Below are 19,010 nucleotides of genomic sequence, written 5' to 3'. Positions count from 1 at the left end.
ATAAAATGATAATGAAATTTTTGGAAGGGTTTTCTTCCGGTATGGCTATAGATCTTGGTACGGCAAATACTATTGTCTATCAAAAAAATCGTGGAATTGTTCTAAGGGAACCTTCTGTTATTGCGTTAATAAAAAAAGACGGTGCTTTTGTGCCTTATGCTTATGGTCATGAAGCAAAAATGATGCTTGGGCGTACTCCTACGGATATTGAAGCAAAAAGACCTTTAAAAGACGGTGTTATTGCCGATTTTAAGGGTGCAGAGGAAATGATAAAGTATTTTATTAGAATGGTGCATAATCGTCGCTCTTTTTTTGGTCCGACAATTGTTATTTGTGTGCCTTCTGGTTCTACGCCGGTTGAGCGTCGTGCTATCCAAGAAGCAGCAGAAAGTGCAGGGGGTAGGGATGTCTATTTAATTGAAGAACCTATGGCGGCAGCGATCGGAGCAGGGCTACCCGTAACGGAAGCGACCGGTTCGATGATTGTTGATATTGGAGGAGGCACTACGGAAGTTGCAGTTTTATCACTAGGGGGCATAGTATATGCAAGGTCGGTAAGAGTTGGCGGTGATAAGATGGATGAAGCTATTATCTCATATATAAGAAGGCACTATAACCTATTGATAGGTGAGGCTACTGCTGAAAAGATAAAGCAAGAAATAGGTACGGCTTATGTAGATGAAAATGTTGAGCCGAGAAAGATGGAAATTAAAGGACGTGATTTAATTTACGGTATTCCTAAAGAAATGATATTGAACGAAAGACAAATTGCTGATAGTCTAATTGAACCGGTAAGTCAAATTGTTGAAGCGGTAAAAGTAGCACTAGAAGCAACACCTCCTGAGTTATCTTCAGATATAGTTGATAAGGGAATTGTTTTAACAGGCGGCAGCTCATTATTACGAAACCTCGATTTTGTTCTTAGTGAAGCCACTAAATTGCCGGTGATAGTTGCAGATGATGCCCTCTCTTGTGTAGCACTTGGAACAGGAAAAGTACTTGAAGATTTTACAAAGCTAAAACATGTACTATTTAAACAGGATTAAAAATGGCAATACTTGCAAATAGAGTAAAAAATTCTTCAAATTCATTAGAATTAATAAGAATAATATCAAATACTCTTAAGCGTTTTTTTGTTATATTTGGGTTTGGATTGTCTGTATATTTATTTTTTACTACGCCTAAAAAAATATCTAGTATATCACTTGAAGTAACCGGTAGTATAGTATCAACCGGTTTAGCAGTTTATGAAGATATATTTGAATATATAAATTCAATAACACAAAAATTTATTTATTTTCAAGATTTAGAACGAAAAAATATAGAACTTAAACTTGAGATAGCAAGATTACAACATTTGCAAAGTGAAGTAGAATCGGTAAGAGCCGAAAACATTGCATTAAAAGATTTGTTAACGATTGCTGAGGAAGAAGAATTTGAATATATTACTACTAAATTACTGAGTGTTTCCTTTAATCCATTTTCTAGAACAGCTTTGATTTCTGCAGGTAAAAAGCAAGGCATTGAACCTGATCAAATCGTTGTTAATTCAGGAAAATTAGTAGGAAAAGTAATAGAAGTGAGTAATAATTATGCTAAAGTAATGTTAATTAGCGATGTTAATTCTAGAATACCTATTAAAGCTAATTCTTCAAGAGAACAAGGTATTTTAGCAGGTAATAATAATAATAGTAAAATTTTATACTTGCCTAACAATCATTTAGTACAGAAAGATGAGGAGATAGTAACCTCTGGGCACGGTAATATTTATCCTGCAGGTATTTTAGTGGGTTATGTGTCTAAAGTTACGGAACATGATGTTATGGTAAACGTAGCAGCTGATCTATCTAAAACGGAATTTGTACAAATATTATTGTCTAAAGAGTAATTTCTGTTTTTTTAATGTTGTACTCTATGTCATTCCCGAATAGGCGGGAATTCAGTAAAACCTATAAAAAACTTGTTTATTTTATCAATAATATGTAATTTTTGTACCGATATTAAGTTATTTATTCTGGATTCCTGCTCCGCAGGAATGACATTAAGAGCATGAAAAAGGATTATTTCGGCATTATTGTCGAATATATTTGCATAATAATCTGTAAATTAAAATTTTATCAAATACTACATTATAGAAAACGTTATTATGTCGGTGAAATAGATATTATTGCGTTACGTAATAAAGAAATTGTTTTTATTGAAGTCAAAGCAAGAAGCTCTGAAATTGATGATAGATTTGTATCTTTCAATCAGCAAAGAAGAATTACTAGGGCTGCTGAAATGTTTTTAAGTAGTAATTCTAAATATAGAAATTATAATATCAGGTTTGATTTGGTAATTATAAGATCTTATAAATTACCTATAATTATAAAAAACGCATGGTAGTATAATTCAAAAAGCTTTTGTAGGTCTCGCCTTTAAATTCGTCTTGTCTGAAGCTTTCTGAATTATACTACATCAATATTTAATTTATTCGGAGTATGTGATATGGCACTTGCTACTAAAGTAAAAGAATTTTTAGAAGAAAAATTAAAACAAGAAAAGATAGATCGTAAATATCTTGCTCAAGTTACTGATATCCCTTACACGACCGTTAGCAGAATTATGAGAGCAGAAGTTAATCGTGAATTTAATCCTGAAATAGATACTATTTTAAAAATAGCAAAATATTTTAATTGTACTATGGATGAGGTAATAAAAAGAAAAGTACAGAATAATTCATAAAACTTGATACAAGCGAATTTTGCATGACTCGTCTGTACTCACGTAGTTTACCTACTGCTTTCGCAGGCTCGCATTTAAATTCATCTTGTCTGAATCTTTCTGAAATATGCTGTACCTACGAAATAAAACATAAAATATGACAATAAAAAATAAAGGACTGATTATAATTTTATCTTCCCCTTCAGGTACAGGTAAGTCAAGTTTAGCTAAAGCATTATTGAAAATAGATAATAATTTGCGTTTATCTGTTTCGGCAACTACAAGAAAACCACGTTTAGGAGAAGTAGAGGGTATAAACTATTACTTTAAGACCGGTCTAGAGTTTGAAGAATTAGTTAAGCAGAATAAATTTCTTGAATATGCTAAAATATACGATAATTATTACGGTACGCCTAAAGAATATGTCGAAATGTTATTAAATCAAGGCTTGGACGTTTTGTTTGATATTGATTGGCAAGGAGCAAGGAGTATTAAGAAAAATGCTACTAATGTTGTTGCTATATTTGTATCGCCTCCTAGTATTGAAATACTGGAACAACGCTTAAGAAATAGAGCGACCGATAATGAAGAAGCAATAAAATTACGTATGCAGTCGGCACAAAACGAAATGTCACATGCTAATGAGTACGATTATGTAATTACTAACGATGATTTCGACCAGACGCTTAAAAAAATATATGCGATTATAGTTGCAGAACGAGAAAAAGCGTTTTGACTTTATCGTTTTTTCTTTCTATACTGAAAATTAGAAGTTATGTTTCTAATTTTCATGGTACTAGTTTAAATGCTTAGAAAACAATTCCTTTCATCAATAATAAAACATTTTAAAACTCATAAAGTTTGTGCCTTGTTAGGACCAAGGCAGTGCGGAAAAACTACCCTTTCTAAACAGTTCGCAGAAGCTTATAATATTCCTAAAATCAATATTTTTGATCTTGAAAATCCCTTAGATTTAGCAAGATTAAATGAACCAATGCTTGCTTTGTCTGATCTAAAAGGATTTGTTATTATTGATGAAATTCAGTATAAACCGAATCTATTCCCTATTTTAAGAGTTCTTGTTGATACAACTGATATTAAATTTTTAGTACTAGGCAGTGCATCAAGAGACTTAATTAAACAAGGTTCTGAAACACTAGCAGGTAGAATAGGTTATATTGAAATGACACCGTTTACCTTATCTGAAGTGTCAGGTACTCAGCAATTATGGATACGCGGCGGATTTCCTTTATCATATCTTGCAGATGATGAAGAGTTAAGTGCTTTATGGCGTCAGAATTACATTAAAACATTTTTAGAAAGAGATATACCAAATTTAGGTTTTACAATTCCGTCTATGCAGTTACGTAGGTTTTGGTTAATGCTTTGCCATTATCACGCTAATATATTTAATGCCTCAGAACTTGGAAATTCTTTATCTATCTCATATCATACCGCAAAGCATTATTTAGATATTTTAGAGGGAACTTTTATGATCCGTATTTTGCAGCCTTGGTATGAAAACCTTAAAAAAAGACAAGTTAAAACTCCAAAAATCTTTTTTAGAGATAGTGGAATATATCACGCTTTATTAGGCTTAAATAATTATGAAGCTTTAAGCACTCATCCTAAAATAGGTGCATCATGGGAAGGATTTGCCTTAGAACAAATTATTAGATATTATAAAGCAGAACCCGAAGAATGTTATTTTTGGTCATCTCATAATGGAGCGGAAATAGATCTTTTAATTTTTAAAAATGGAAAACGTTTGGGGTTTGAAATTAAATATACAAATACACCAAGCATTACAAAATCAATGCAAATATCTTTAGAAGATTTAAAACTTGATCAAATTAATGTAATATTTCCAGGTGATATTAGCTTTAAATTGTCAGAAAAAATACAGGCAATAGGTCTTTCGAGCTTAATTAAAAATGATACAAAAGCTGCAACTATATAGTTACAGCTTTTAGAATGTTATATTATTTCACATACGCCTTTTTTAGCACCTTTGCCGGCAAGTTTTGTTTGCTGAGCTTCATAATCATTATGTATTTTATCAAAATTTTGATCAACTGTTAAATATGTTGTTCCGGTACTATTAGGTGGGCTTACCATATTTTTCATAGGTTGAGATTTTATCTCGTTTGATAAAGTTGTTGTTTTAGCTTTAATTCTTTGTAATGCCGCTAATGTATCCATATCATTACGTTGTTTACTCATATTTCCTCCTATATTTTATTTGTTAAATTTTATCTTATCCACACGTTATTTTGTTTTTTTTGTTGAACTTGGTTACTTTGCTCAACTTGGTGATTTTTTGGGGTAGCTATTGGGTTATTTAAAGAATCTTTTATTTTATTAGCTTCACGTTGAGTATTAATTTTACTACATATATTTTTACGTACATCTTGATCTTCACTGATTAAATTTTTATTATTGACTATTGCTTTCTGTTGGTTATTGAGTAAAGAATGCTTCTGTTTAAATTCTTGATGTTTGTTAGGATCTAGAGTATTTTTTGATTTCTCTATAGCATCTCCAAGCTGATTTATTTTTTCTTGATTTTCTTGGTGAAATACATTAACACTTTCTATTTCTTCTTGAACGTGTTTTTGAACTTTTTTAGCTTCTTTTACTACAGTGTTTTTAACTGCTAGATTTTCTTTCTTTACTTTTAAATTCTCCTCTAATTCCTTAATTTGTTCAGGTAATAAATTTTTATCTTTTAATTTCTCGGTTAAATCATTAATTTCTTTTTCTATAATCTCTTTTTCTTTATTAGCTTTTTTAACTATTATATTTACTTTTTCTTGTTCCTCCTTAAGCTCTGCAAGTTTTTGTCTACGTTCTTCTATTTCTTCTTTAGTTAGAATATTTTTATTAATCGCCTGTTCATCGATTATCTCTTCTCCATTTTCATTTATTCTAACCATTGTTGCTATAGGAGAAGATAATTTTTTATATTCTTCTGATTTTCTCTTAAATCCATCATGGATAGCATTAAGTTCTTGAATTTGCCTTGCAGCTTCCATTTTATATTGTATTATTGCTTCTTCCTGTTCTCTTTGTTTTTCTAACTGTTCTAGCTCTTTTTGAGTAATTTCAGAATTAAGCTGGCTTTCTGCTAGTTCTTGCTTTTTTAATGCTATAGCCTCTACTTTTTCTGCTATATCATTAATAAAAGAACTATCGGATTTAATATTTCGAGCTGCACTTACTAATCTACTTAACTCTGCAGGGTTATTAGTAGCGGTAATTTGAGCAAGAATAGCTTTGATATCATTAAGTGCTTGAGGATCAGTTGTTTTTTCTTTTTGTGGATATTCTTTATTCATAATTTTACTCACAATAACCTTTTATGTGTGTTTCCACTATCCATAAAACGTTAACAAAAATTAATTTTGTATTTCTAGCCATTGATTTAATAACTCATCTAGCTTCTTTTTATCATGAGTTAATTGATTTGTGATCTGAGTGTATTTTTGAGGATTATCTAAATACAGATTAACGTCTTCAAGTTCTTTTTCTAAGTGTTTGATGGATATTTCTAGCTTCTCAATATCATTTGGTAATGTTTCAAGCAAACGCTGGTATTTATAAGATAGCTTTTTATTTAGAGGTTCTTTTTGAGAAGTTAATGGTAGTGGTTTTGAAGCTTTTTTAGTTATAGGAGAGGTAGTAAAATACTGCTTATAATCTTCATAACCTCCTGTCAAATCATGAATTTTACCTTGAGCGAAAACTAAAGTTCTAGTAACTAACCTATCTAAAAAATCACGATCATGGCTCACGACTATTAAAGTACCTGAATAATCTGCAAGTATATCTAGTAAAATTTCCAGACTATCCATATCGAGGTCATTAGTCGGTTCATCTAAAATTAACAGATTTCCAGGGTTAATTAGAATTTTTGCAAGTAATAATCTATTAGCTTCACCGCCTGATAAAATAGCAGTTTTTGCATTAAGTAGTTTAGGATTAAACATAAATTGTTTTAAATAACCGGCAACATGCATGGTTTTACCGTTTGGCAAAAATACTTGATCACCGCCTGTAGGACATAAAGTTTGTTGTAATGTATGATTAGGCTCTAGTTTTTCTCTATGTTGATCAAAATATGAAATATCTAAATTACCGCCATATATAATTTTACCCAAGTCAGGTGTAAGTTGCTTTGTTAGTAATTTGATAAAGGTGGATTTGCCTGAGCCGTTTGCACCTATTATACCGATTTTCTCGCCTTTTTTTACACGAAAGCTAAAATTATCAATAATTTTAGTATTTTTATAACTAAAAGTAATATTATCTGCTTCAATAATGAATTTACTTTTAGCTATATTTTCGGCAAGCTCTGCCCTAACTCTTTGTTTTGAACTAGCTAGTTTTTCAGTCTGTTCTTGTGTTATTGCTCTTAAAGCTTTCAACTCCGCAAGTCTCTTTTGATTCCGCTTACGTCTAGCAGTAACACCGGCATTTAACCATTCATTCTCTTGAGATAATTTTTTATTTAATTTCCGAAGAGCGGCTTCTTCTTGTTCTATGATAATTGTTTGCCATTCATCAAAAAATTTAAATCCTTTATCGGATTTACGTAAAATCCCTCTATCAAGCCACCAAATTTTATTAGTAACATTTGAGAGGAATGTTCTATCATGACTAACGCAAATAATAGCACCGTTATAAGATTTAACAAATTCTTCTAACCATTCGATTGTTTCAATATCTAGATGGTTAGTCGGTTCATCAAGTAGTAATATTTCCGGCTCTAATATTAAAGCTTTAGCAAGGCTTGCTCTTCTAAGCTGACCCCCTGAATAGGTTGATAAGTTATCTGTTCCGTTGATTTGTAATTTTTCTAGAATTATATCGATTTGGTATTTATCTATTTCTTTTGTACTATCTGTTTGTTGTAAGACAAAATCATAAACAGTTAGATTAGTTTTTATAGAAATATCTTGTCTTAAATAACCGGTTGTAACTAAAGGATCTTGAAATAACTCACCGTTATCTAGCTCATAATTACCTGATATTACTTTCATTAAGCTTGATTTCCCGCAGCCGTTACGTCCTATAAGACAAATCTTATCGCCTTTGTACAAATAAAGCTCTAAATCAGATAAAATTACTTTATCTGCAAAGCTTAGATTACCGTTTTTGATGTAATAAATTGGGGTCATAATGGTGTCATACTGTGGCTTGACCATGGTATCCAGAAAACAATTTAGGATATATATTTTTTAGCATTTTTAAGCTGGATACCGTGGTCAAGCCACGGTATGACAATGATTTAGACTAAACCTTCTTAATCACTAAACTGGCATTAGTACCACCGAATCCGAACGAGTTGGAAAGCACGTAATCTATTTTAGTTTTCTTAGCTTTAAGTGCAACTAAATCTATCTTAACCTCATCCATAGGGTTATCTAAGTTTAAGGTTGGCGGTGCAATCTGATCTCTAATTGCAAGAGCTGAAAAGATAAACTCAACACTTCCTGCCGCACCAAGCAAATGTCCTATTGATGATTTAGTAGAAGACATTAAAACTTTGGGATTCGCTTCTAAAAATAATTTTTGTACGGCTGCTAATTCTATTTCATCACCAAGTGTAGTAGAAGTACCGTGTGCATTAATATAATCAATCATATCGGGCGTGATAGCTGCATCTAGCATTGCGTCTCTCATCGCTCTATAAGCTCCTCTACCTTCAGGATGTGGGGCTGTCATATGATATGCGTCACCTGTAGAGCCGTATCCTATAACTTCACCGTAAATTTTAGCACCGCGATTTACAGCATGCTCATATTCTTCCAAGACTACAACGCCTGCTCCTTCACCCATAACAAAACCGCTGCGGTCTTTATCCCAAGGTCTTGAGGCTTTTTCAGGATTATCGTTATATTTAGTACATAATGCTCTAGCAGCAACGAAACCTGCAACTCCAACAGGTGTAACTGGAGCTTCTGCACCGCCTGCGATCATAACATCGGCATAGCCGTGCTTTATCATACGCATAGCATCGCCTATAGCATGTGCCCCTGTAGAGCAAGCTGTTACTGCCGCTTGGTTCGGACCGCTAAAACCGTATTTTATAGAAACAAGACCGGATAAAAGGTTAATTAATGAGGCGGGAATAAAGAAAGGGCTAACTTTGCCGTTATTTTCTTGATAAAGTTTGATAGAGGTATATTCGATCATTTTAAGCCCGCCGATTCCTGAACCTAATATCAAGCCGGTTCTATCACGAGATTCTTCATCTTCGGGTAACCAGCCGCTATCTTCAACTGCTTCGGTTGCGGCTGCTACTCCGTAATGGATAAATTTATCCATTTTACTTAGTCTATTAACGTCATCTGCTTGTGTGAAATTTTCAAGTTTAAATCCATCTTTCTCAGAGTTATCTATAAGTCCGACAATTTTACACGCAAGTTTAGAGGTGTCAAATTCCGTAATAGTTTTTATACCGCTTACTCCGGTTACAATATTTTTCCAAGATGAGCTAACATTAAGCCCAACAGGAGTAACAAGTCCAAGTCCGGTAATAACTACTCTTTTATTTACTCTTTGATTCGACATTTTTAATTATCTATTAGGGATTTAATTTATGCAGATTAAGATTGGCGTTCTTTGATATATTTTATAACATCGGATACGGTTTTAATTTTAGTGGCTTCATCATCAGGGATATCAATACCGTATTCAACTTCTATTGCCATCATTAATTCTACAGTATCAAGGCTATCGGCTTTCAAATCTTCTATAAATCTTGAATCCGTAGTTATTATCGATTTATCTTTATTTAGCTTTTCAGCAACCATTTCAATAACTTTCTGTTCGATCTTGTCCGTTGTACTCATAATTTTGAACTCCATAAATCATTTAACTTTATATTTATATGCCGTATAATAGCGGTTATTCGGCTATTAGACTTTATTTTAACTGTATGAATATTTATTTAAAATATTCATAGCATTTTATCTTTAAAAGAACTTCTAGCACAAAAAATTATTTTATGCTAGCACAAAATAATCTTATTAATTTTTATACCATTAGCATACCGCCGTTTACATGTATAGTTTGACCGGTAATATATGATGCCTGATCGCTTGCTAAAAATGCGACTGCATTTGCCACGTCTTCCGGCATACCGTAAGTACCTAGCGGAATTTTTTGTACTATGGCTTCTCTTTGTTTTTCGTTTAGTTTATCGGTCATATCTGATTTAATAAATCCTGGAGCTACTGCATTAACCGTAATTCCTCTGGTTGCAACTTCATAAGAGAGCGATTTGGTCATGCCTATTAAACCTGCTTTAGAAGCACAATAATTAGCCTGCCCAGGGTTACCTGAAATTCCTACTATTGAAGATATGTTAATAATGCGTCCATACCTGTTTTGCATCATTTTTTTTATTGCTTCACGATTTAAAATAAAATTTGCTTTTAAATTAATATCAATAACTTTGTCAAAATCTTTATCTTTCATTCTAATTGCTAGCGTATCGCTAGTAATACCGGCATTACATACTAAAATATCTAGCTTTGATGCTTTAGATATTAAATTGCTGCATTCTTCCTTATTTGCAAGGTTGCATATTTCTATCGTGTAATTATCTTTTAAAACATTTCCAAGGGATTTTAATTTTTCCTCATTACTACCGCTAATAATTACATGGCTTCCGAGTTTGTGTAGTAACCTTGCTATAGCTCCGCCTATGCCTCCTGAAGCTCCCGTAATTAAGGAAGTTTTACCTGTTAAATCAATCATTTTCTTCCTCCGTTTGATCAAGATTTATATTAGTAATTTTTGACGATTTTTCACGTATTATTTTCTCAATTTCGTTGGAAATTTGTGGATGTTCTTTTAAATATTGTTTGACGTTTTCACGCCCTTGACCTATGCGTACGTTATTGTAGGAAAACCAAGAACCGGATTTCTCAACAATATCAAGCTTAACTCCAAGGTCGATTATCTCGCCTTCTTTTGAAATACCTGAACCGTACATTATATCAAAATCTGCAGTTTTAAACGGAGGAGATACTTTGTTCTTGACTACTTTTACTTTGGTTTGGCTGCCTATTACTTCTTCTTTATCTTTAATGGAGCCGATTCTTCTTATATCGATTCTAACAGAAGCATAGAATTTTAAGGCATTACCGCCTGTCGTAGTTTCAGGACTACCGAACATCACACCTATTTTCATTCTGATTTGGTTGATGAAAACAGTAATACAATTGGTACGATTAATTGATGCGGTAAGTTTACGCAAAGCCTGGCTCATTAATCTTGCCTGAGAAGCCATTTGAGCATCACCCATTTCGCCCTCAATCTCTGATTTCGGTACTAAAGCCGCAACACTATCTATTATTATCATATCAATACCGCCGGAACGAATTAACGTATCGGCAATTTCTAGGGCTTGTTCACCTGTATCGGGCTGTGAAATAATAAGCTCATCAATATTTACGCCTAATTTTTTAGCATAAGCAGGGTCTAATGCATGCTCAGCATCAATAAAAGCACATGTGCCGCCTTTTTTCTGTGCTTCGGCAATTAAATGTAGTGTTAAAGTGGTTTTACCTGAGCTTTCAGGACCAAAAATCTCGACTATTCTGCCTTTAGGAACACCGCCAATCCCAAGAGCTATATCTAGCCCAAGTGAGCCGGTCGATACGGCCTCTATATCAACATTTGGACGCTGCCCTAGTTTCATTACCGAACCTTTACCGTAGCTTTTTTCGATTTGTGCGAGTGCTGCGGCAATGGCTCTTTCCTTATCTGTATTTGACATAAATTTCCATATTATAAACTTATCAATTAAAATATAAGCTTGAGAAAGAAAAATCAAATTTTATTTATGTTATTGTGCTTGTAAAATTAAATCTTGACTTCCATACTAGGTGATGCTTAGATGTTAAATTTACTTGTGTTATAAATTTTAAAGCTAATTAAATTACTTGTTAACAGTCGCATAGTTTCCAAAAAAGATAGATTTAGTAAAACCCTTATTAAACAACTTATCACATATGGTATCACAATTACTCACGAACTGAATATATCGCTAAAGATAATTCAGCATCTACATCTTATAAATTTAGATGGCATATTTTAATTATTTTAAGCATTTACTTACTTTTGGTATCGATGGATGCTACAATCTTGCATGCTGTTATGCCTACTATAATCCTTGATTTAAAACCATCTAATTTACAACAATTATGGATAATCAATGCATATGCATTAGTATTATCAGGTCTTCTAATTACCGCAGGTGCATTAGGAGATAGATTCGGTCGTAAAAGATTATTACTTTGGGGGCTTTTAGTTTTTTCCATCGCTTCAATGTTAGTTTATGTATTTGATAGCTCATGGGGATTAGTATTATGTCGTGCTTTACTTGGGTTAGGAGGATCAATGATTATGCCTTCCACTTTATCGATATTGCGTAACATTTTTACTAATACACATGAACGTATGATCGCAATGTCCGTGTGGGGAATAATGGCAACCGTAGGAGCAGCTATAGGACCCGTACTAGGAGGAATATTGGTTGAGCTTTTAAGTTGGCAATTTGCATTTTTTATAAACGCACCTATTGCATTAGTAATTAATTGCTTTTGGCATAGTTTGGATTCCTGAATCATCTAATCCTAGTAATGAACCATGGGATTGGATAGGAGTATTTCAATCGTTTTTTGGGATGGCAGCTTTAGTTCAAGGTATTAAGATGTTGGCTAAATACGGTATTATGAATCTAGCATCCGGCGGGATGCTATTAATTGGCATTGTGTTACTAATAATATTTACCTTACGCCAACTTAAAAGTGATGATCCGTTAGTGGATATGTGTTTATTCTTGATTAGCAATTTTAGTATGGGAGTAATAGTTTATTTGCTGATTACTTGTGTTTTAGGATCCATAATGTATCTTATGTCCTTATGGTTACAGTTTATCAAAGGGTTAAGTCCTTTGTATGCAGGTCTTTATATGTTGCCTACAGCAGTTTTTGCTTTAATTGCATCTTTAGTTATGCCATATTTACTCACACGATTTACCGCACGTGTAATAATGTTTAGTGGGCTTATCTTTACTACTATATCATTGATTTTACCTAGTATATTAGACTATAGAGATTTACTATCGAATACTATATATCTTGGATTGCTTGGTATAGGAAGTAGTCTATGCCTCTCTACCACCGTAACAGTTATGATGAATGCAGTGCCGGCAGAGAGATCCGGAGGTGCAGCAGCATTACAAGAAACAGCATATGAATTAGGTAATGTATTAGGTATAGCTGTTATTGTGAGTATTACATCTTTTATATATAGTAACAATCTAGTAATTCCTCACGGTGTTTCTGTATCAATGGCAGAAATAGCTCGTGACTCAATCGGTGAAGGAATAATTATTGCTCAATAACTACCACCTTCATTTGCTCACGAGTTAATTAAGGAGGTTAATATTGCTTTTATAAATGCATTTAATATAGTAGGTATTATTCTAGGAATAATCATGCTAATATTGGCGGGTGTGATTATGTATGTTCTTCCTCCTTTTAAAGTATCTACCTCTCTACATTAATAGCTTTATTACATAGATGAAATTGGTATAGAAACCTTACCGTCTTTTGCTCCCGATTGATTAAACTTAAATTGCTCAAGTTTCAACCACCGAAGAGAAATAAACTCTTGGTGGTCGGGGAGGTCGAAAACTGCCAAAAGTCAGCCACACTAGGTTTTAAGCTTACAGTAACCCTTAAGCTCTAGGACATACCTAATATCTCCCCGACCGTGAAGTCGAGGATTACATCAGTTTTGTGAGAAATGCTCTCACTTTTGGCAGAGGTTTCGATACCCCGAAATAGTACTTTGCTACTCCAAGTATCATTTTATATATAACTTTCAAAAAGTCAATGATGGTTTGTTATGGTACTAACAACGTTCTATGCTTCTATACCTTAAGAGTCAGATGGTGATGATACATCGGCTAATAACGGCATTTTGCAATTTTGATAGTCAATATCTGTGTAACGAGGGTTAAATATCTCAAATATTTCTGTAATGCTTTCTTTATATTCTTCAGACTTGGGATTTGCTGTTCGTATAATTGTTATTAAGCTTGCAAAGTTGCTGATAGTCTGAAAACTATCATCACCGCCAAGACTCTTACATATTTCATGCAATATTCCGCTTGAAGAATCTAAGTTTATTGCTATAGCGGATGGGGAATTTAATTTTACAATTTCATTATTTAAATTAGTTAGTGGTAGTATTGAGAATTCATATTTCTTAATAGATTTTGCTAGTTTTATAATATCATCTAAATTATTAATTTTTATAACTTCATCTAATATAACTGCATTATTCTTAAAATTTTCATGTAGTAGTTCTACAAATGCTAATTCTTTATTCTTCATTACTAAATTTTCATTTTTTATATTTCTTCCCTTATACCAATCCCATCCATATTTAGCTGCAAAACCTAGACTTATTACTCCAAATACCGTAGCGGTGATATAAGCACCGATATATCCACCGCCATTTGTATCGTCGTTAGGTTTTTCTGTAGTGGAAGTGATTGCCTCAGTGAAAGGTTTACTTAGTAGATCTAAAATATTTTTACCTACTTCTGTAGGGGATATATCGTCCAAAGTTACGTTGAAAGCATCTAGAATAACCTTAAGATTATCAGTAGTGAATTTGACTGGTATATTCAATAAATTAAAAATTTCTACCCCTGCTTCTTGAGCATTTTTCAAAGTTATTTCCGAATGATTTAAAATATCTCTCAAATTATTAACAAGTATTTTGGCATTATGCTCTTGTAAAACAGCTTCGCCTTCAGTGGTAGTGCATTCCTTTAATTCTACTAGGGTATTGTTTTGAAGTAAGTGCTTACCTTCTTCTAAAATAACGCTAGTACTGTTTCCATAAGTAACAATAGATTTTATAGGGATTTTAATGCCTGTACACTCCCTAATTACTGCTGATAAATCGTTAGGTACATCTGTTAAATGATTATAGATTCCTGCCCAATTACATTTTATATTCTCAACTAAATAACCGTTAGTGAAATTTCCTTTAACAGTATTATATACGGATGAAAGTATAGTATTGCCTAACCTATAAATAATATGCTTTGTATTTCCAGGTAAGCTACTCACCATTTCATTTGCGAATATAGGCATGAAACAGTTTAAGTTTATATTTAATATAGGTGCCATAATATTACTTCTTTAATTTATAAAACCATAAAACGTGGTTTCTAGAGTATGTTAATGTTTTTGTCAAGATAAAGTTAAAATAAATTAATATATGAAAAGATTTGAGAAAGATGATTGTTATGCTGTAATGTTTCGTTTTTTCGTCATTGCGAGGAGAGGCAAAGCCTCGACGTGGCAATCTCAGGCATTTTGTACTATACTTCTTGCATAACCTATTATAAAGAGGAATTTGAAGGAAACACGGAACGCAGCACCGGCAGCGTACACTTAGTACGTGAGGATGCGAGTACCGGATTGACGTACAAATTACCTTTAGAAGGAGGTTATGCAAGAAGTATAGTACAAAATGCCTGAGATTGCCAAGCTCCTTACAGTCGCTCGTAATGACGATTTGGTGTCCATGCAATAATACCTTGCGGGAATGACATAGAACGAGCTATACAACATTACTTACCTATACAGAAATTTTTAAAGATCTCGCCTAGTATTTCTTCTACGTTGATAACACCCGTAATTGCACCGATGCAGCGTGCCGTCATTCTAATATCTTCAGTTGCTAGGACTAAATCATTATCTAAGCTAAAAGCCGTTAAATGTGAGAGAGCTTGTTTTAAATAATGACGATGACGCTGATTTGTTATATAAGGAGTTTCGGTAAATCCTGCCATATTTTCGGCAATATTTTCAATATTTTTTAATATACTTGAAAGAGCAATATTATTTTTTACTGAAACTCTTAAGCATTTATATTTATTTTCAATAGAAAAGATTTTACTAGCTTCGATTAAATCGATTTTATTAATTATTGTGATAGTATTTTCATCAATTAAATTAATAATATCTTCATTTATAGAGGAGTCTAATTTTTCGGCATCAAACATTATAATTTTAATATCCGCTGTTTTAGCCGAATTAATAGCTCGTTTTATACCTTCTTGCTCGATAATGTCACTATTTTCTTCTCTTATACCTGCTGTATCCTGTAAAATAATAGGATAGCCGCCAATGTCTAAATGCCCCTCAATTATATCTCTAGTAGTTCCTGCGATATTTGAGACAATCGCTATATCTCTCTGCATTAAAAAATTTAGTAAGCTAGACTTACCAACATTTGGTGGACCGATAATTGCAAGCTTAAGACCGCTATTTAGTAATTCTCCCCGTCTATTATCGTTAAGATAATTAGATATTTCATTTACAAGGTTTTTATGAGTGTTATTAACGTCATTAAGGATGCTATCCGGTATATCTTCATCAGGGAAATCTATATAAGCTTCAAGCAGAGAGATAATTTTTAAAAGCTGACTACGCCAGTTATTATATAATTCTTCAAGCCCGCCGCTTGCTTGTCTAATTGCTTGCCTATGCTGCATAATGGTTTCGGCATTAATTAGATCAGCTATCCCCTCTGCTGCCGTTAAATCGAATTTGTTATTTAAAAAAGCTCTTTTGGTAAATTCTCCTGCTTCTGCCAAACGAATATCAGCTATATTTAACAATGCATTAATAAGCATTATAGAAATAGCTTTACTACCGTGCGTATGAATCTCAACTACGTCTTCACCGGTAAAGCTACCTGGTGATTTAAAATAAACAACCATAGCATTATCAATTAGCTCCTTAGTTTCAGGGACTGTAATTTGTTGATAATACATTAATCTCGATTTAAAGTTCTTTCTACCGGTAAGTAGTTGTAAAACTTCTAAGCTTTTAGGACCGGAAATCCTAAAAACCGATACGCCTGCTTTACCGAATGCAGAGCTTTGTGCAAATATCGTTTCCACTTATTTTCTATGCCTCTTGCTTAAGTTATTTTATATAATATAATAACAAAAGAAATAATCATATTATTATTACTTGAGAAAATCATGACCCCAAAAACAACCTCTTTAAATTTTAGTCGTTTAAATTGTCAAATTCCGAATTATAAAACTAAAATTCTAGAACTTAGCAAGGAACGTGAGTCAAGTTCCATATATATAGATTTTGTTCAAAAGTTTTTAAATTATATTCCGATAGATTATGATTTTGAGAATAGAGAAAAATTATTTCAAAATTTTGCAGATGAAGCCTTTAAGTTTTTTAAGCAAAGGGTAGAAAGAGCAAGAAAAATAGCAATAACAAAGGCAGTTATCGAAAATGATCCGGCAATAAATGTCTTGATATTACTTGATAATAAGCCGCATATTGTTGATTTTATCATATGTCTGCTTAAAAACATGAATTTGCAAACTAAGTTTTTACTCCATCCGGTAATAAACTGTGTCCGAAATAGTAAAGGAGAATTAGAAAAAATATTAGAAAATTCTGTGTCGGATGAAAAATCAGAATCGATACTACATTTAACCATTTTAGGAAATTTTGATGATAAAACTGCTACATTTTTAACTGAGGCTATAAATGAAAGATTAGAAGAGTTAGAGCAAAGCTATAGCCATTTACCGCAATTACTCACAAAATTACAAGATTTATCTAAAAATATAATTGATAATGATAAATTAAATTTTGAAGAGGCTAAAGAATTCTTAAATTGGTTACAAAACGATAATTTGGTTTTATTAGGGACTCTTGATTTTGAGGTAAAATCTTTAAAATTAAGCAATGAAATAGGAGCAGCAAAAATATGGCAAGAAGTAAAAGACGAGATTGATGATATTATAAAATGTTCTGCTAATCCTTTATATCAGAATCAATTAATAATACTCGGTAAAATAAATAGTGCGTCGCTTATCCATTCAGATAATTTAATCGACTATATCTTAGTGAAAAAATTTAACTCTTCGGGTGAATATATTTCGGGAAGTATAATTTTCGGCATATATAATTCAAATATGTATTACCATTCAATAAGTAATATTCCAATCCTACGGCAAAAGTTTAATTTTGTAATTGAGAAAGCCGGTTTTGCATTATCCGGTTATAATGCCGATAAGTTAAGAATTTTAATGGAGTCGTTACCGAGAGAAGCTTTAATACAAATTGATCAAGGCGATTTATATTGTATGTGTTTACATATGCTCTCAAGTATGATGAGTAAGAAGCTTAAATTATTTATTCAATATGATTGGTCGAGTTCTTTTCTTAATATCATAATTTTTCTGCCACGAGAACGTTTAACGGCTGAAATACATAATATGATAGATTGTTATTTAGCGGAAAAATTCGGCAGTAAAATTTTATCCAACTATATCACCGAAGTAGCCGGTAATTTTTCTTATCTTTTTGTAACGCTTGAAGCGCAAGGGGAACATAAAATAAATTTTGAAGCAGAAATAATACAGCAAGATTTAGATCGTATCTCTACACGTTGGAGTGAAGATTTTTATTTTAAGCTTTCTAAAAAATTCGGCGAATATCAAGCAGGTATTAATTTAAAGCTTTTTGATAATGTTTTTCCGGCAGACTATAGGCAAAAATTTTCTCCAGAGATAGCTTTAGTAGATATTGAATATTTAACGGAAGCAAGCAAGTCACAAGAATGTATGTTTAATCTAGTTTCTGTAAATGAAACGGAATTTTACTTAAAAATATATAGTCCAAAAGTAAAACTTGCCCTTTCTAACATATTGCCGCCAATCGAAAATTTAGGTTTTAAAGCAATTGATGAACAAACTTTTGCAATTAAGGAGGCTTTGGGAATCAAAGAAAGCTGGATATATAATTTTATCTTAACTTCTATTGTACCTGTAAAGGATAATATTACCGAATTAAAAATAAATGTTGAAGAAGCTTTAGATAAAATGGCACTTGGGGTGCTTGCTAATGATTCTTTAAGTAAATTAATAGTACTTGCCGGTTTTAATTGGAAGCAAGTTAAACTCGTCAAAGCTTTAACAAGATATTTACATCAAACAGGATTTAGTTACGGTAAAGGTTATGTACAGTTAACGTTACTTAAACATCCCGAATATACAAAAATGTTGGTAAATTTATTTGATATAAAATTCAATCCTAAATACTCCAATGATAGAAATCTTTCTAAACCAGCTTATAGAGAGGAATTTAAAGGAGACACGGAAGCACTTGCCGCCGCAGCGTACAAAGAAGTATGTGAGGATGCGAGTACCGGTTCGACGTCTA

The 19,010-nt window shown here is 32.6% G+C and carries 18 protein-coding genes and 2 pseudogenes; 10 read left to right on the top strand and 10 right to left on the bottom strand.

Annotation, left to right across the window (positions count from 1 at the left end):
• Positions 1 to 5 precede the first annotated feature (5 nt).
• The 4 genes from MB29_RS03400 (at position 6) to MB29_RS03385 (ending at position 2,724) form a co-directional block, all read left to right on the top strand.
• The gene (locus MB29_RS03400; protein ID WP_032139011.1) at positions 6 to 1,046 is read left to right on the top strand and encodes a rod shape-determining protein; all 1,041 of its coding nucleotides are present in this window, start codon (positions 6 to 8) and stop codon (positions 1,044 to 1,046) included.
• A gap of 2 nt (positions 1,047 to 1,048) precedes the next feature.
• Entirely contained in the window at positions 1,049 to 1,888 is an 840-nt protein-coding gene (gene mreC / locus MB29_RS03395; protein WP_032139010.1) for a rod shape-determining protein MreC, read from the top strand.
• Positions 1,889 to 2,049: 161 nt separating this feature from the next.
• Positions 2,050 to 2,385 (top strand): YraN family protein, encoded by a 336-nt coding sequence (locus tag MB29_RS03390; protein WP_032139009.1) that lies wholly within the window; start codon positions 2,050 to 2,052, stop codon positions 2,383 to 2,385.
• Between the two features lie 102 nt (positions 2,386 to 2,487).
• Positions 2,488 to 2,724, top strand: coding sequence for a helix-turn-helix transcriptional regulator (locus MB29_RS03385; protein WP_008579283.1), 237 nt, complete (start codon positions 2,488 to 2,490; stop codon positions 2,722 to 2,724).
• Here MB29_RS03385 and MB29_RS10060 read toward each other — a convergent pair.
• Positions 2,708 to 2,830: pseudogene (locus MB29_RS10060) on the bottom strand (palindromic element RPE3 domain-containing protein); the annotation flags it as partial. The gene MB29_RS03385 and the pseudogene MB29_RS10060 overlap by 17 nt on opposite strands.
• 30 nt (positions 2,831 to 2,860) lie before the next feature.
• Between MB29_RS10060 and gmk the strand changes: the two are divergent.
• Both gmk and MB29_RS03375 read left to right on the top strand, forming a co-directional pair.
• The gene (gmk, locus tag MB29_RS03380) at positions 2,861 to 3,439 is read left to right on the top strand and encodes a guanylate kinase (protein WP_032139008.1); all 579 of its coding nucleotides are present in this window, start codon (positions 2,861 to 2,863) and stop codon (positions 3,437 to 3,439) included.
• Between the two features lie 69 nt (positions 3,440 to 3,508).
• A complete protein-coding gene (locus MB29_RS03375; protein WP_032139007.1) occupies positions 3,509 to 4,663 on the top strand; it encodes an ATP-binding protein in 1,155 nt (384 codons plus the stop codon).
• Positions 4,664 to 4,680: 17 nt separating this feature from the next.
• Here MB29_RS03375 and MB29_RS03370 read toward each other — a convergent pair whose 3' ends face one another.
• The 7 genes from MB29_RS03370 to recA all read right to left on the bottom strand — a co-directional run bounded on the left by MB29_RS03370 (position 4,681) and on the right by recA (position 11,494).
• Positions 4,681 to 4,926 carry a hypothetical protein gene (locus MB29_RS03370; protein ID WP_032139006.1) on the bottom strand — a complete coding sequence of 82 codons (246 nt, stop codon included), beginning with the start codon at positions 4,924 to 4,926 and terminating at the stop codon, positions 4,681 to 4,683.
• A gap of 29 nt (positions 4,927 to 4,955) precedes the next feature.
• Positions 4,956 to 6,053 (bottom strand): coiled-coil domain-containing protein, encoded by a 1,098-nt coding sequence (locus MB29_RS03365; protein WP_032139005.1) that lies wholly within the window; start codon positions 6,051 to 6,053, stop codon positions 4,956 to 4,958.
• Between the two features lie 48 nt (positions 6,054 to 6,101).
• Positions 6,102 to 7,883, bottom strand: coding sequence for an ABC-F family ATP-binding cassette domain-containing protein (locus tag MB29_RS03360; protein ID WP_032139004.1), 1,782 nt, complete (start codon positions 7,881 to 7,883; stop codon positions 6,102 to 6,104).
• Between the two features lie 115 nt (positions 7,884 to 7,998).
• Entirely contained in the window at positions 7,999 to 9,279 is a 1,281-nt protein-coding gene (gene fabF / locus MB29_RS03355; protein ID WP_032139003.1) for a beta-ketoacyl-ACP synthase II, read from the bottom strand.
• Positions 9,280 to 9,314: 35 nt separating this feature from the next.
• Positions 9,315 to 9,575: an acyl carrier protein gene (gene acpP, locus MB29_RS03350; RefSeq protein ID WP_008579292.1), complete on the bottom strand. Its 261-nt coding sequence runs from the start codon at positions 9,573 to 9,575 to the stop codon at positions 9,315 to 9,317.
• Between the two features lie 169 nt (positions 9,576 to 9,744).
• The gene (gene fabG, locus MB29_RS03345) at positions 9,745 to 10,470 is read right to left on the bottom strand and encodes a 3-oxoacyl-ACP reductase FabG (protein ID WP_032139002.1); all 726 of its coding nucleotides are present in this window, start codon (positions 10,468 to 10,470) and stop codon (positions 9,745 to 9,747) included.
• Entirely contained in the window at positions 10,463 to 11,494 is a 1,032-nt protein-coding gene (gene recA / locus MB29_RS03340; RefSeq protein ID WP_032139079.1) for a recombinase RecA, read from the bottom strand. The genes fabG and recA overlap by 8 nt, the downstream gene beginning before the upstream one ends.
• 353 nt (positions 11,495 to 11,847) lie before the next feature.
• Here recA and MB29_RS03335 point away from each other — a divergent pair, with 353 nt between their 5' ends.
• Both MB29_RS03335 and MB29_RS12645 read left to right on the top strand, forming a co-directional pair.
• A complete protein-coding gene (locus tag MB29_RS03335) occupies positions 11,848 to 12,342 on the top strand; it encodes an MFS transporter (RefSeq protein WP_233418907.1) in 495 nt (164 codons plus the stop codon).
• Between the two features lie 88 nt (positions 12,343 to 12,430).
• Complete coding sequence (locus MB29_RS12645) at positions 12,431 to 13,126, top strand: MFS transporter (RefSeq protein WP_233418906.1); 696 nt, start codon at positions 12,431 to 12,433, stop codon at positions 13,124 to 13,126.
• Between the two features lie 538 nt (positions 13,127 to 13,664).
• Here MB29_RS12645 and MB29_RS03325 read toward each other — a convergent pair.
• On the bottom strand, positions 13,665 to 14,930 hold the full coding sequence (locus MB29_RS03325; RefSeq protein WP_032139001.1) for a DUF5460 family protein: 1,266 nt from the start codon (positions 14,928 to 14,930) through the stop codon (positions 13,665 to 13,667).
• 171 nt (positions 14,931 to 15,101) lie between these two features.
• On the opposite strand from MB29_RS03325, the gene MB29_RS03320 reads away from it, so the two are divergent.
• Complete coding sequence (locus MB29_RS03320) at positions 15,102 to 15,284, top strand: palindromic element RPE1 domain-containing protein (RefSeq protein WP_032139000.1); 183 nt, start codon at positions 15,102 to 15,104, stop codon at positions 15,282 to 15,284.
• Positions 15,285 to 15,376: 92 nt separating this feature from the next.
• Here the strand turns inward: MB29_RS03320 and mnmE are convergent, their stop codons facing one another.
• Complete coding sequence (gene mnmE, locus MB29_RS03315) at positions 15,377 to 16,714, bottom strand: tRNA uridine-5-carboxymethylaminomethyl(34) synthesis GTPase MnmE (protein ID WP_032138999.1); 1,338 nt, start codon at positions 16,712 to 16,714, stop codon at positions 15,377 to 15,379.
• 84 nt (positions 16,715 to 16,798) lie between these two features.
• Between mnmE and MB29_RS13740 the strand changes: the two are divergent.
• Positions 16,799 to 18,895: pseudogene (locus tag MB29_RS13740) on the top strand (NAD-glutamate dehydrogenase); the annotation flags it as partial.
• Positions 18,896 to 19,010 lie beyond the last annotated feature (115 nt).

The sequence above is a fragment of the Rickettsia tamurae genome (genome assembly GCF_000751075.1).
In the GTDB taxonomy this organism is placed as follows: Bacteria; Pseudomonadota; Alphaproteobacteria; order Rickettsiales; family Rickettsiaceae; genus Rickettsia; species Rickettsia tamurae.
The sequence above is the reverse complement of the archived record's forward strand: the minus strand, read 5'-3'. Positions and strand labels throughout refer to the sequence as shown.